Here is a 14,656-nt window from a genome sequence, read left to right on the forward strand (position 1 = left end):
ATTCTTTTCTTTTATTTAAAAATTTGTTCTTGACATATTACCAGATTGCTTCTATGCATATATTATATATTCTACAATATCTTTCAAAATCCTTTATTTTTATTAATTAAATTTAAAATAAGTATCATTTTTGGTGCCAGGCACCAAAAATGATACTTATCTTCTTTATAAAATCCTGTTTATGGAATTAATATTACTTGATTTGGGAATATCAAATGTGGATTTTTTAGTTTATTATATTCTGCTAACTTCTCCCAAGTAGTATTAAATTGTTTAGCTATTTTCCAAAGAACATCTCCTGATTTTACTACATATTTTTGTGCTTCTAAAGTTTGTTGTGGTGCTGTAATTGGTTTTGCTTCTGGTTGTGGAGCTGGTTTTGGTGCTGGCGCTGGTGTCGGTACTGCCGGAGCAGGTGCTGGTTTCTCTTCTGGTTTCACCTCTGGCTTTGTTTCAGTTATAACTTCTATTCTTCCTTCTACCTTAGGTTCAACCTCTCCTAATTCTTTAAAGTATTCAATTAAAACATCTGATAATAATCCACCTTCAGCAACAAATGGTTTTCCTGTAAACATAGTATATCCATCTCCGCCACTTGCCATGAAGTCATTTGTAACTAGTTTATATTTACCTTTTAATTCTACTGCTTTTCCATTTACTTTTACATCTGATGTTCTACTTCCTACTGGTTTTGAGCCATCAAGTTTAAAAGTCATACCGCTTATATGTGGAAAATGTCCTGCATCTTCTGGATACATATCTACTCCATGCTCAAGAGCTTGAACAATTTCTTCTCCTGTTACTTCTATTACTGCAAGAGTATTTGTAAATGGGAAGGAAGTTAATATATCTCCTACCTTTATATCTCCTGCTGGAATAGATGCTCTGATTCCCCCACCATTTGTTAGAGCCACATCTGCTCCTGTAGATTTAACCATAGCATCAGTTAAAAGATTTCCTAGATTTGATTCACCTTTTCTAACAACTTCTCTTTCTCCAACTAAATTTACCTTTGATTTACCTACTACTGCTTCTTTAAATTGTTTATTTATTTCTTCTACTTTCTTTATTTCTTCTTCAATGCTAGTATTTGGTTTTAAATCTTTACCTTCATTATATCCAAATAACTTAGCTGTTTTTTTACTTACTTTGCCTTCTGATATTTCAAGTTCTACTACTCCGATATTCTTTAAGAAAGAACCAGCTTGAACTATTAAAGTATCTCCCTTTACTTCACCTTTAGGTAATTCAGTATGACTATGACCATCAACTATTAAATCAATTCCTTCAACATTTTCTGCTACATCATAAACATTAGATTCAGTTGATTCATCTACACCTAGATGAGCTATTGCAATTATTACATCTACTTTCTTATCTTTTAATTCTTTTACCATTTTCTTAGCAACTTCAACTGGATTTGCAAACTTAATTCCTTCTGTGTTGCTTGGGTGTGATTTATATTTGGTTTCTTCCGTACTTAAACCAAATATACCAACTTTTATACCATCTACATCAAAAACTTTATATGGTTCAAAATCTGAAGTGTCATCTGATTCTTTAATAACATTAGATCCTAATATAGGGAACTCTGCCTTATCTTTTAACTCTAATAGTCTTTTGTATCCATAGTTGAAATCATGATTTCCAGGAACCATGGCATCAAAACCAATTTTGTTCATTAGATTAATCATAGTTTCGCCCTGAGTTATATTGATATCAATAGCACCATGCAAAGTATCTCCTGCATTTAATAAAAGCAAATTAGGATTCTTTGCCTTTAATTCATCTACTTTAGTCTTTAGTCTTGCAAGGCCTATACTACCTTCTCTTTCATCAAGATTTAGTCTTCCATGTACATCATTTACATGTACAATAGTTAATACTTTAGCTTCTTCTGCAAATACTGGCACTGATCCTATCATTATACCAAGCATCAGGACCAATGATAGGAATAAACTGACAATTCTTCTGTTTCTCTGTTTCATATATAAACCTCCCTATTTTTTTGGTTAGTGTAACTTTACATACTACACCATATATATAATCTATTCTACATATCTTTCATAAATCCTCTTTATTTTTGAAAATTTATCCAATATATTTTAAAATTTATTTATCTGATTTTTATTTCTAATATGAGTTATTGATGATTCTTATTTCATTAGTATAATACTATGCTTAAGATATTAAACATATTTGTTACGAACTCATAAAGTAACAATTTATTAACAATAAGTATCAAAAATGGTGCCAGGCACCATTTTTGATACTTATTTTAGTCTAACTTGAGATACTATCTCTTCTAATTTGTCGGATACGTCCTTATTTTTCTCTATTATTCTACTTATTTCATTTATAGCTTCTACTATATTCATATTCTTATCTGCTATATTAGTAGTAGCTAATGTTGACTCTTCCACAGTTATTGATACCTCTTTGATAGCTACCGATATTTCATTTACAGTTGCTGCAAGTTCTTCTGCTGTTGCACTAAGATCTGAAATTATATCATTTAAATGAGATCCATCTTCCTTATACTGAATTACTGCATCTACCATCATCTCATAATCATTAGCTACATCTCTTTCCAAGAAACTCATTACAATTGATATTCTTTCTATTAGTTGTTCAACTGCCTTTGTAATACCTTCAGTTACAGTTTGTATTTCCCCTACTGTTGAATTGGAATTATCGGCTAATTTTCTTATTTCTTCTGCCACTACTGCAAATCCTCGCCCAGATTCTCCAGCCCTAGCTGCCTCTATGGCTGCGTTTAAAGATAATAGTGATGTTTGTTCTGATATCTGTAATATTGCATTTGATAGTATATTTATCTTTTCTACTTCTTTTGAAGCAGTTATTGCCTTTTCTATTTCTATTCTTGCATTGGAATATAAATCCATTGATTTATCTTTAGCTTGAATAAATTGATTGCTTAATTTATCTGCCTTTACACTTATTTCATTAGACGTAATTGCACCGTCTTCTACCTTTTCTGCAAAATCTGATAATGCTCTTTCGATTTCACTGGCTGATTCATTTATAGATATGGTTGTAGCAGATGTTTCTTCCATACCAGCAGACAGTTCCTCTGTAGTAGCTGAAGTGTCTTCTGCCTGACCCAATAAATAACGTACCTTATCCAAGGTTTCTCTATTAACTTCATGGTTTATCCTAATAGAGTTATCCATATCTTCCATAAATGCCCTTAGTTTTCTAATAATATCATCAAATGATTGATACATAATACCTAATTCATCTTTTCTCTTTAAACTCTTTTCTTCAATTGATTTAGATAAGTCCAAATTAGATATATCTTCAGCCATTTTAGCTGAGTCCTTAATAGGTTTTGTTATAGTATTTGCCATATATAAAGCTAATATAGTTGATACAAAAATTACAGCTATTGTTGCCAGTATTGTAAGGAAAATCACCCTATTAACAGTTCCCATTACACTCTCTTCATCTACGGCTATTCCTACTATCCAATTAGATTCCTTTGCATTTCCATAGAAAAAAATTCTATCTATGCCATCAAAATCCTTTATAATTCTATCCTTAACATTTACCTCTGTTTTACCTAGAAGACTAGCGACTTTTCCTTCCAACAACTCATTTACTTTCTTAAAGCTACCATCTTTGTTAGGCTTGAATTCCTCATTTAGATGGGTTAATACATTACCTTTATCATCTAACAAAAATGCATAGGACCCTTCTCCATAATTAGTTTCATTAGTTAGTTCTACTAAATATTCAATAGATATATCTGTTGCCATTACTCCTTCAATATTATTGTTAGTTTTAAACTTTTTAGAAACAGTAATTACCATGTCACCAGTTATGGCATCTATGTAAGGTTCAGTGATGAAAAAATCCTCACTAGACATTGCACCTATATACCAAGGCCTAGTTGTTCCATCATAATCCTCTGCAACACTTACCCCAACTGGAAAATAAGTATTCTTATTGCTATAACCAATATAATATGTATTGCCAGGATTGTCATTTGTTATCTTTGTCATAATTCCCCTAATATAATCTACTTCATGATTATCATTATAGGAAATCATATCCAGTATAGAACCTAGGGTATTCTTTTGCAGCCTTAACCATTTGTCCATTTCTTGGGCTGTCTTGTTCGCTTCCATAGTTACATTATTACTTATTTCTTTTTCAAGTTTCTTTGTTGATATAGAATAGTTAATAATTGAAATAAGTGATGTTGAGATAATACAAATTATTGTAGTAAATATTAGTAGTTTTCCTTTTAGTTTCATGAACTTTCCCCCCTTAGTTTATCTTACAACATATATACCCTATATATACACTTATATGCTTATATAGATTAACTTAATGTTCATATAAAATAAGTATCATTTTTGGTGCCAGGCACCAAAAATGATACTTATTATTTGATTTCTATATTGACTGAATCTCCAATTTCAAAATTACTGCCTTCTTTTCCAGATAAACTTACATCTAAGACATGTTTTTCATTGGTAATTTTGTATTCTGTATATTGTCCCATAAATACTTTATCCTTAATTATATATTCTCCTTTACTATCTTTAATCATATTAATATCCTCTGGTCGAATTATATGGGTCTTATGGTCTTCATTTAATAAATTAGATTTACCAATAAAAGATGCCACATACTCGCTGGCAGGATAAAAATAAATTTCCCTCGGTGTACCTGTTTGTATTATATTACCTTTATCCATTACTACTATTTTATCTGACAAGCAAAGGGCCTCAGATTGATCATGGGTCACAAATAGCATTGTTATATTAAGCTTCTTTTGAAGTTCCTTTAACTCACTACGCATCCTTATCCTAAGACCTGCATCTAAATTACTAAGTGGTTCATCTAATAATAATATCTTCGGATTAGTTGCCATGGACCTAGCAAGTGCCACTCTTTGCTGTTGCCCTCCGCTTAAATTTCCTATTCTGCTATTCTCATATCCTGTAAGTCCTACTATATCAATATATTCTTTAGCTATTTCCATAGCTTTTCTCTTCTTTTCCTTACGATAGAATCTAATTCCATAGGCTATATTCTCTGTTACGTTCATATGAGGGAAAAGGGCATAGCTTTGAAATACAGTGGAAATTGGTCTTTTTTCTGGTGGAAGAACTGTAAGATCCATTCCATCTAATAAGATTTCACCACTATCTGGCTTTAGAAAACCTCCTAGCAAATTTAAAGTAGTACTTTTGCCACATCCTGAAGGTCCTAATATAGTTACAAATTCTCCTTTTTCAACATTTAGATTAAAATCTCTAACTCCATTATCGTTATCAAAAAGCTTAGTTAAATTTTTTAATTGTAAAAACATACTTACTCCCTCTCCTTAGACAATAGCCTCATGGCAATTAAATTTACAGAAACAGTTATAATAATTAAAAAGCTTGCCATTACTGCACCTAAGCCATATTGGCCATCTGATATATCTTTAAACATTTCAATACTAGCTACAACATTTCTCGGTGATACTAAGAAAATAATTGCCCCAACTGTAGTCATACAAGCCGTAAATGTATTTATAAAACTAGTAAGAAAAGTAGGTTTTAACAATGGAAATATAATATCTACAAATATTCTAAATCTAGATGCCCCCAAGTCCCTGGCTGCATCTTCAATCTTTCTATCCATAGTTGTAAAGGTAGCATTTGCCGCTTTATTTGATACAGAAATATGTCTAAAGGTGCAGTTTAATATTACAATTGCTGAGGTCCCAGTTAATAGCAATGGTTCATTATTAAAGGCTACAATGTAACCTAATCCAAAGAATATCCCAGGAATTATATAGGGCAAGGATGAAATAAACTCCATATTCTTCATCATCGGAATATTTCTTCTGTGGGTATAATAGGATAGCAAAATACCTATTATTGAAGATATAATTCCAGAAGTTACAGCCAAAACAATACTTCTATACAAAGCTGGTAAATTGGCAGATTTAACTTTATTAAAATGGTCTAAAGTAAATATTAATTTTCCAGATGAATTAGTAGATACAGCGGATAAAAATATATTTCCATATTTTAAAATCATTAGAAAGAAAAATAATCCTGTTATTAAACCAAGTATAAGTCTAAACCCTATTGGCAAATTGAATTCATAATTATCTCCTCCAATAGACTTAACTCCATCTGATAAATTGTCTATTTTAGCCATATTTTTGCGATAAAAATAAAATGCAATTATAGCCGGTGGTATCAGAAGAACTGATATAGCAGCACCTTTACCTAAATTAGCCGTAGAAAATATAGTCATATATGCCTCTGTTGCCAATACCTTATACCTTCCACCTATGATTATTGGAGTACCAAAATCAGCTAAATTCATAGTAAATTGCAAAAATAAAACAGACATAATTCCAGGAAAAATAGCAGGCAATATTACATTTAAAAGAGTCTCCATAGGTGTAGCACCTAAGTCCCTAGATGCTAATATTTGTCTAGAGTCCATGGAATTTAATGTTGTTATAAGCATCATAGACGCAAGTGAAATATGTCCAATAGTTTGAAGTAAAACAATTCCCTGCCATCCATATGGATTTACACTAAGTCCTAATAAATTATAGGTTATAAGTCCTCTCCGTCCAAAAAGCATGATTAATGCCAATGCAGAAACAAAGGGCGGAGATATCATAGTAATCATTAATGAACGATAAATAATCTTTTTTAACTGTCCTCTTTGTAGAAATGTAAATAATGCTATACATAATGCAAAAAAAGTCCCAAGTATTGAAGATAATGTTGAGACAAATAAGCTGTTCTTTATTAATTTAATATTTTTAGGACTTAATAATGTCCTATAGTTCTCAAGAGAAAATACTCCATTTTCATATAAAGAAGTGGATATGACCATTACTATGGGATATAAAATAAAAATAAGTAAACTTATAATTATCATAAGTAAAATCAATTTATCTATTATATAGTCAAAGGAAAGAGCCTTAAAATAAGCTCTTCCCCTTTTACTTTTACTATTTATCACCAACTAAAACTCCCCATTTTTCAAGGATTTTATCTCTTTCACTACCCATTAATTCCAAATCAAAATCTATAAGTTTACTCTTGTCTAAACCACTCATTAACTCTGGAGCATCTACATCATCTCTAGCCATGATTCTAGCATCTGCTTCTCTAAGTATAGTTTGTCCTTCTTGTGATAAATACCAATCTATAAATACCTTAGCAGCCTCTAAATTCTCTGTTGCCTTAAATATAGCTATTGGTGCAGGAGTCCAAGGAATTAAATCCTCTGGATAAACTACACTAGTTGGATTAGTATCTCCAGCAGCAAAAGTTCCCCCAGTAATAGCAACAACACCTATTGCAAATTCACCAGCTGCTACTTTATCAAGTGGTTCACCGCCGCCCTTTGCATAGAATTCAATATTTTTGTCAAGTCGTTTAAAATAATCCCAAGCCTTTTCTTCTCCCCATGCTTGAATAAGTCCACTAACTATGGCATAGTTAGTTCCTGATATTGCAGGATTAGCCATCATTACTTCACCTTTATATTTTGGATCAGCTAAATCTTCCCAAGTCTTTGGAGCTTCTAAACCTTTTTCTTTAAGAAGATCATCATTTACTATAAAGCCAGCTGGAACTAGTGCAAGTCCTGAGAAATACCCATCTTTATCGCAATATTGAGGATTTATAGCAGATACATTTGGTGATTTATATGCTTCTAAATATCCTAAATCTCTAGCATTTAAATAACTGTCTACTCCACCACCAAACCAGATATCAGCAGTAGTCTTTCCATTTTCAGCTTGTAATTTAGCAAGAGCTGAACCAGTTGACATACTCAATGCTTCAATCTTTATGCCAGTTTCTTCAGTAAAAGCAGGGAATGAGTTATCTGCACCGCCATAAGCAAATAACACCTCTAAAGTAGTACCTTCAAAAGGTTTTTCATTAACTTCCTCATTATCTTTATCTTCAGTAGCTTCTAAATTTGTATTAGGCTCTTCTACAGTTGGCTTTTTAGCACAACCTGTAAATGTAAAGATCATAGTAAACATTAACAATAATGCTATTATTCTTTTCACTACAATTTCCCCCTTATAAAATATTTGTATAAATTTTGTCAAATTTAGTCTACCATTCCGAGATATTGAAGTCCAATTAAGTTTGCCTATACTCGTATGACGTACTATAGATAAACTTAATAAATCAAGCCTGTATTGGATTCTTATACCAATTTCTATTTTAAGCTCTTTTACAAGTCCTTTTTTATATTATTTTAATAAAACTAGGATAATTTATCCTAGTTTTATTAAAATAACCCTACTATCTTCCAATATGGAATCAGTATTAAATAAACTGATATAAAAGCTAATATTGAAAGAAATACTCCATATTTAATTGTCATAGAAGAGTGATAATGTCCTTCACCTTCTCCTATCATTATTACTACATGATGAATGGGCAATATATAATGAACATTTATTATTGTATATATTATAAGCATCATGGAAATTGGATTGATTGTATTAGGTAAAGATGACATAATGACTGGCATACATATTGACATAGTGGTCATAGAACTTCCTAGAATCATATGCAATGCCATTACAACTAAGATACTATAAAAAACTAACATATTATCACTATTAGTTGAAGGTAGTATCTTATTAAATATTATTCCTGCAATTCCTTCTTCATTGAGAACTCCACCAATTGAAAAAGCTGCTGTTAAAAATAATAATAGATCAAGTTTTACGATTTTATAGTCTTTTAGTTTTATTAATCCCAAAACATGCATTATTATAACACCTAAAACGCTAACCCAAGCAGCATCTATATTATGTATTGGTTCCATAGTCCATAATAATATTATTAATGCAGTAATTATTCCGCCTTTCTTTTCCATTGAAGTAAATCCTGTTTTTTCCACATTCATTCTTTTAGGTTCAAATTTATCTCCTTTAATATCCTTATAAAAGGAAATGACAAAGCCAACAAACATAAATACACTTATGATTATGGAAGGTATAAACATATATTTTACCCATTCAGTATAAGATAGTTTAAGCCCTGCAAATTGTATAGCTGCATTATTTAGTATCACATCCCCATTTATAAAGGCCATAGATGTAACAGATACTGCTACAAATACTGAAAATAATACTATTGATTTCTGTCTAGAGGAGATTTTTTCCTTACTTAGATATTCTTCATATATGGCTGCTAATATAATTGCCCTTGGAAATGTTTGTGGTATTAAAAAAATTAAAATAAATGATAATACAAAGGATAGTACTATTAAAGAAAAGCTTGAATTAGCATATCTACTTATGATTAACCTTGATATTCTATCTGCTAGTCCTGAAACTTTTATTCCATGAGCTATTAAGTATGAGGATATTATTAGTATTAAATTACTAGACAAAGGGAACTTTAAAATTGTCTGAGGACTGCTATCACTAAATATAAAAAATATAGTTATAATTATAATGGATGCTAAGCTTTTTGAAATGCAATTAGTTCCCCACCATAATATTACCATAATAACAGAACCTAATATCATCGACTGATTAAAGTCCAATCCAAAAGGTTTTATAAAAATAATAGTCACTAGTATTAATATTGATATAATTAGATAAATGTTTTTTTTACTCATGTCAACACCTTTTCCTTTTTTACTTGCTAAAAGAGCACCATTACAGTGCTCTTTTATTAAAGTAAACTTTAAAATTATTCTTGAAATCCTATAACTGCATCTAGAGCTTGAATCTTTCCATCATAGCATATTAGTGGATTCAAATCTATTTCCATTATATTCTCATTTTCAAAAATTAATTTACCTATTTGCACTAATACATCGGCTAAAGTATCTATGTTTACAGGCTCCATACCTCTAATTCCAGTTAACATAGAATAGGCTTTGATATCTTTAATTAAATCAATTGCTTCGTGTTTAGTTAGTGGAGCCATTCTAAATTCAACATCTTTAAATACTTCTACAAATACTCCACCTAATCCAAACATAACTACAGGTCCAAACTGCTGATCACGCAATGCACCAATAATAACTTCTATTCCTGACGGAACCATTTTAGATATGATAACCCCTTCTATAACAGCATTGGGATCATAGTTTTTTCCATTCTGAATTAATTCTTCATAAAACATTCCGATTTCTTCAGCACTTTGCACATTTAGTTTTATACCTTTGGCTTCAGTTTTATGAATAATTTGATCTGAAACAATTTTCATTACAAGGGGATATCCAAAATCCTCTGCTATTTCAATTGCTTCTTCCTTACTTGCAGCAAGTTTATATTCTCCTACTGGTACTCCATATTCTTTTAAGAGGTTCTTTGATTTGTACTCATTATAAAACTTAATCATTGTTATTCCCCCTCAACTCTAAGCTCTTTAAATAGTTGTTGTATTTTATCACATTTACTAGTGCCTTAGCTGCTCTTTGAGGCATTTCAAAAGTAGGTATTCCAGCATTTTCCATCATTATATGAGCTTCCTTTACCCAATTACCAGCAAGGAAACATGCAAATACTGGTTTTCCATATTTTTTTGCAACTTCCATTTTTTCATTAATTACTTTTGCTATTTCTGTAGGGGTTAAAAAAGTAGGTGGTACACTTAATAACAACACTGCGTCAACCCCATCATCTTTTAAGATTGCCTCTAATGCCTCTGCATGTTGTGGTCCATCTGCTGCCGCAGTCATATCTACATATCCATCAGGATGGGAAATTAAAGCCATTTTAGGAAGTATTTCTCTTAACCTTTCCTCTGTTTCAGTTGAAAACTTTGCCATCTTTACCTCTGGGTGAAGTCCTACTTCGTCCATTGAAATAACTCCTGGACCACCTGCTTCAGTAAGTATTGCAATTCTATTGCCATTGATTTTATCTACCATTGAAAAAGCCTTTGCTGTATCTATAAGTTCTTCTACTGTTTCCGCCCTAATTATTCCAACTTGTTTAAATGCTCCATCAAACATCTTATCTGATCCCGCTAGAGAACCTGTATGAGAAGCTGCTGCAACTGAGCCAATTTCACTTCTTCCAACTTTTAATACGACTAGTGGTTTTTTTGGTGTAACCTCTTTTGCAGTATTAAAGAAAGTTCGCGCATCTTTCATTCCTTCCATATACATTACTATAGCTTTTGTATCTTCATCTTCACTATAATAGCTTAAAAGTTCTTCTGATGTAACATCGCTCATATTTCCAACATGACCCCATTTACTGAATCCCATTGGTACAGGTTGATCACAAGCAAACATCAATAGTGCACTTCCTATTGACCCACTTTGAGATATAACACTCATACCACCTTGCATCTGAGTTATATTTGGAGAAAAAGTTGTATCTAGATTATTTTTTGTATTCATAACTCCAACACAATTTGGTCCAAACACACGAATTCCTGCACGTTTAGCAATTTTTAACATCTCTTTTTCCATTTCAATATTTTCCAGAATTCCCGTTTCACTAAATCCAGATGCCATAATAATAGCAGCTTTAATATCTCCTCTTTCCTCTGCGTCTTCAAAAACCTTTATCACTCCCTTAGCAGGAATAATGATTTCAATTAAATCTACTGATTCTTCAATATCTAATATAGATTTATAGGCTTTTTGACCAAAAATAGTGTCTTCATTTGGATTTACAAAATATACTTTTCCTTCAAATCCTAATCTCATCATATTATTTGCAATTTGATATCCAGCTTTACTAGGATTATTGGATGCACCTATTATAGCTATACTTTTTGGGTAATAAAAGTAATCTAAAGACATTCTAATCCCTCCAATTTTTGTAAAATTTCATAACGTTGTTTCGATTGTTTTATAATCTCATTTATAATATCATCAGTTATTCCTGCAAATCGTCCTTGCAACTGTAAGTAATCCCTTGCTTTTTCCCAATCGACTGGTTTTTGATTTATTTTAACTTTACCATTATCTTTCTCCCATAACAGCCATAGTCCTGATTGTATTGCTAGTTTTGCTACTGTTATAGTTTTATTTGCAGGAAACTTCCATCCTGTATTACACGGAGCATGCACATGGATAAAGCTTGGCCCATCTTGAACAGAAGCCTTTTCAATTTTCTTTTTTAAATCACGTATATTTCCAATGGAAGCAGTTGCTTGATATGCAAGACTTTGGTGTAAAAGCATAAAATCTATATTTTTACTGCTCTCTTTTTTTCCCGTTGGAGTAGTTTTAGTCCAAGCTCCCAACATTGTTGCACTACTTCTTTGATTTCCTGTATTCATATAAGCCTCATTGTTATAACATATAAAAATCGCCTTATGACCTCTTTCAATGGCTCCAGACAACGCTTGCAAGCCAATATCAAATGTTCCCCCATCACCTGCAAATCCCATAACATTTACATCTGTTTTTCCTTGGATTTTAAGTGCCTCTGAGACTCCAGATGCATAGGCAGGCAAAGACATTAACACTGTTTGAACTGAAGGTATTCCCCATCCTGTTTCATCTCCACCTCCAGTTAATATGGCAGAGCAACTTGGTGGTGTCATAGTTACTGTATTTGATCCTAAAACTTCCAAAGAAGCACGAGCTATAAGTTCCATAGGACATCCTTCACAGGTAGTTAATCCTTTACTCAATAAGTCTATTCTACTCATTATCAGCACCCTCTTTCTTTAAATCAATCCAAATAGGGCTGTGACAAGATATTTCTTTTTCTACTAATTCATCAGTCTTAGAGAATACATTTTCAATTGTTTTTTCCCAAATATCTCTTCCGCCTAATCCAGCAACATAGCTATAAGTATTAGCATTATTGCCACTTATTTTAAGGCTGGCTAATACTTCTTCATACAGAGGTCCAAAGGAACCCATTGAAGATACCCTATCGATTACTGCAATATTTTTTGTATTCTTTAAGCATTCTGCAATTTTTTTATGAGGGAATGGTCTAAAACTAACAACTCTCAGTAGTCCCACTTTTTTTCCTTTTTTCCTTAATTCTTTTACTACATGTTTTGCAGTTCCTGCCATTGAACCCATACATACTAATACTGTATCTGCTTCTTCAATTTCATATGGATCTATTAAAGAATAATATCTGCCAAATATATCACCGAATTCATTAAACTTTTCTTCTAAAACATCTAATGCATTATTCATGGCAACCTTTTGGTCATATTTTATTTCTGTAAATATTTCTGGCGAAGTCAAGTTATTAATTGCATAAGGATTATCAGTATCAAGGATGAAGTTTTGAGGTACAAACTCCTTAATATATTTTTCTGCTTCTTCTTCATCAGGTACATTTACAGGCTCTGTAAGATGTGAAAGGAAGAACCCATCTATTGATACCATAGTAGGAATAAGTACCCTAGTATCTTCACTAGTCCTATATGCAACCATTACAAAATCCAAGGCTTCTTGAGGACTTTTAGCAAATATTTGTATCCATCCCTGATCCCTTTGAGTCATAATATCTGAATGGTCGCACCACAAACTCATAGGAGATGGAAGTGCCCTATTTACAACAGCCATTACTGCTGGTAATCTGGATCCGGAAACAACTCCTGTCATTTCATGCATTAAAGCCAATCCATGAGAAGCACTGGCAGTAAAGCAGCGTACTCCTGTTGATGCTGCTCCAGCTACTGCACTTAAAGCAGAGTGTTCAGATTCAACATTAATATAACTAGCATCATATAATCCATTATCTATAAGTGAAGATATTGTCTCAACAATTGGTGTTTGAGGAGTAATAGGATATGCTGCTACAAGTTGTACTTTAGAACGCATTACGCCATGAGCTATTGCAGCGTTACCATCTAATGCCATAATTTTTCCCATTATCTTTCATCCTCCTTTTTCAACTTACTTTCTTCAATAAAATCAATAGCTTTCTTCGGGCAACCCTCAACACAAATACCGCAGCCCTTACAATAGTCATAATCAATAATTACCTTATCTAGAATTTCCACTACACCACATGGACAATAATCAGCACAAATACCACATTTAATGCATTTTTCTTGATTAACCACTGGTCTATATCTCCTCCATGTACCTGTTTTAACATCAGATATTTTTACAGAATATGGACCCCTAAGCTTTTTCATGGATAATAGTTTCTTCATACGCTCTTCTACAAGCTTTTGCATTGAGTTCACCTGCCTTTCCTTTTATCTTTGTTAGAATTGCTTTCTCCAAGCTTTCAATGGATACACATTTTGTTAATTTAGATAATGCTCCAAGCATAGCAACATTAGGTGGAACATCTCCTACCACTAGGTTTGTAATACCATTTGCATCTATTGATGCTATCTTACTTAAATTTTTGTTATTAATCTTACCAGCCTCTAATGTATTGGCAACAATAGCACTACCACTCACTAAGCCTTCATAAATATCAATGCCTAATTCTTCTAAACCCATATCGAAAACCATTACACAATTTGGCCTATAAACATATGATTTAGTTTCAATCTCCTTATCGTCAATCCTTGCAAATGCATAGACGGGAGCTCCCTTTCTTTCTTGTCCATAAGAAGGAATTGATTGAGCAAATTTACCTTCAATAATAGCAGCATTTGTCAATATATCAGCTGCTGTTACTGCACCTTGTCCCCCTCTTGCATAAAACTTAATTTCCCACATTACATAA

12 protein-coding genes are annotated in these 14,656 nt (G+C 32.2%); all 12 read right to left on the minus strand.

The genetic code is table 11. From position 1 onward, the window contains the following. Positions 1-179: 179 nt before the first annotated feature. Positions 180-1,988 (minus strand): 5'-nucleotidase C-terminal domain-containing protein, encoded by a 1,809-nt coding sequence (locus ABWP20_RS11580; protein WP_353095967.1) that lies wholly within the window; start codon positions 1,986-1,988, stop codon positions 180-182. Between the two features lie 285 nt (positions 1,989-2,273). Then, a complete protein-coding gene (locus ABWP20_RS11585; protein WP_353095968.1) occupies positions 2,274-4,280 on the minus strand; it encodes a methyl-accepting chemotaxis protein in 2,007 nt (668 codons plus the stop codon). A gap of 131 nt (positions 4,281-4,411) precedes the next feature. Continuing rightward, positions 4,412-5,344 carry an ABC transporter ATP-binding protein gene (locus ABWP20_RS11590; protein ID WP_353095969.1) on the minus strand — a complete coding sequence of 311 codons (933 nt, stop codon included), beginning with the start codon at positions 5,342-5,344 and terminating at the stop codon, positions 4,412-4,414. A gap of 2 nt (positions 5,345-5,346) precedes the next feature. Beyond that, positions 5,347-7,011, minus strand: coding sequence for an ABC transporter permease (locus ABWP20_RS11595; protein WP_353095970.1), 1,665 nt, complete (start codon positions 7,009-7,011; stop codon positions 5,347-5,349). Further along, positions 7,001-8,074, minus strand: a complete 1,074-nt coding sequence (locus tag ABWP20_RS11600; protein ID WP_353095971.1) for an ABC transporter substrate-binding protein — start codon at positions 8,072-8,074, stop codon at positions 7,001-7,003. Before ABWP20_RS11600 ends, ABWP20_RS11595 begins: the two co-directional genes overlap by 11 nt. Positions 8,075-8,301: 227 nt before the next feature. Beyond that, positions 8,302-9,648, minus strand: coding sequence for an SLC13 family permease (locus ABWP20_RS11605; RefSeq protein ID WP_353095972.1), 1,347 nt, complete (start codon positions 9,646-9,648; stop codon positions 8,302-8,304). A gap of 74 nt (positions 9,649-9,722) precedes the next feature. Next, the gene (locus ABWP20_RS11610; RefSeq protein ID WP_353095973.1) at positions 9,723-10,379 is read right to left on the minus strand and encodes an acetate--CoA ligase family protein; all 657 of its coding nucleotides are present in this window, start codon (positions 10,377-10,379) and stop codon (positions 9,723-9,725) included. Further along, a complete protein-coding gene (locus ABWP20_RS11615) occupies positions 10,372-11,796 on the minus strand; it encodes an acetate--CoA ligase family protein (protein WP_353095974.1) in 1,425 nt (474 codons plus the stop codon). The genes ABWP20_RS11610 and ABWP20_RS11615 overlap by 8 nt, the downstream gene beginning before the upstream one ends. After that, a complete protein-coding gene (locus ABWP20_RS11620; protein ID WP_353095975.1) occupies positions 11,787-12,653 on the minus strand; it encodes a thiamine pyrophosphate-dependent enzyme in 867 nt (288 codons plus the stop codon). Before ABWP20_RS11620 ends, ABWP20_RS11615 begins: the two co-directional genes overlap by 10 nt. Continuing rightward, the gene (locus ABWP20_RS11625) at positions 12,646-13,842 is read right to left on the minus strand and encodes a transketolase C-terminal domain-containing protein (protein WP_353095976.1); all 1,197 of its coding nucleotides are present in this window, start codon (positions 13,840-13,842) and stop codon (positions 12,646-12,648) included. The genes ABWP20_RS11620 and ABWP20_RS11625 overlap by 8 nt, the downstream gene beginning before the upstream one ends. Further along, the gene (locus ABWP20_RS11630) at positions 13,842-14,129 is read right to left on the minus strand and encodes a 4Fe-4S binding protein (protein ID WP_353095977.1); all 288 of its coding nucleotides are present in this window, start codon (positions 14,127-14,129) and stop codon (positions 13,842-13,844) included. The genes ABWP20_RS11625 and ABWP20_RS11630 overlap by 1 nt, the downstream gene beginning before the upstream one ends. Then, positions 14,098-14,649: a 2-oxoacid:acceptor oxidoreductase family protein gene (locus tag ABWP20_RS11635; protein ID WP_353095978.1), complete on the minus strand. Its 552-nt coding sequence runs from the start codon at positions 14,647-14,649 to the stop codon at positions 14,098-14,100. Before ABWP20_RS11635 ends, ABWP20_RS11630 begins: the two co-directional genes overlap by 32 nt. Between the last annotated feature and the right edge of the window lie 7 nt (positions 14,650-14,656).

The sequence above is a fragment of the Tissierella praeacuta genome (genome assembly GCF_040396155.1).
Lineage (GTDB): Bacteria > Bacillota > Clostridia > Tissierellales > Tissierellaceae > Tissierella > Tissierella praeacuta_A.

Coding starts and splice junctions, on each gene's coding strand:
- ABWP20_RS11580 (WP_353095967.1), bottom strand. CDS start 1,988: ATGAAACAGAGAAACAGAAGAATTGTCAGTTTATTCCTATCATTGGTC.
- ABWP20_RS11585 (WP_353095968.1), bottom strand. CDS start 4,280: ATGAAACTAAAAGGAAAACTACTAATATTTACTACAATAATTTGTATT.
- ABWP20_RS11590 (WP_353095969.1), bottom strand. CDS start 5,344: ATGTTTTTACAATTAAAAAATTTAACTAAGCTTTTTGATAACGATAAT.
- ABWP20_RS11605 (WP_353095972.1), bottom strand. CDS start 9,648: ATGAGTAAAAAAAACATTTATCTAATTATATCAATATTAATACTAGTG.
- ABWP20_RS11610 (WP_353095973.1), bottom strand. CDS start 10,379: ATGATTAAGTTTTATAATGAGTACAAATCAAAGAACCTCTTAAAAGAA.
- ABWP20_RS11615 (WP_353095974.1), bottom strand. CDS start 11,796: ATGTCTTTAGATTACTTTTATTACCCAAAAAGTATAGCTATAATAGGT.
- ABWP20_RS11620 (WP_353095975.1), bottom strand. CDS start 12,653: ATGAGTAGAATAGACTTATTGAGTAAAGGATTAACTACCTGTGAAGGA.
- ABWP20_RS11625 (WP_353095976.1), bottom strand. CDS start 13,842: ATGGGAAAAATTATGGCATTAGATGGTAACGCTGCAATAGCTCATGGC.
- ABWP20_RS11630 (WP_353095977.1), bottom strand. CDS start 14,129: ATGAAGAAACTATTATCCATGAAAAAGCTTAGGGGTCCATATTCTGTA.
- ABWP20_RS11635 (WP_353095978.1), bottom strand. CDS start 14,649: ATGTGGGAAATTAAGTTTTATGCAAGAGGGGGACAAGGTGCAGTAACA.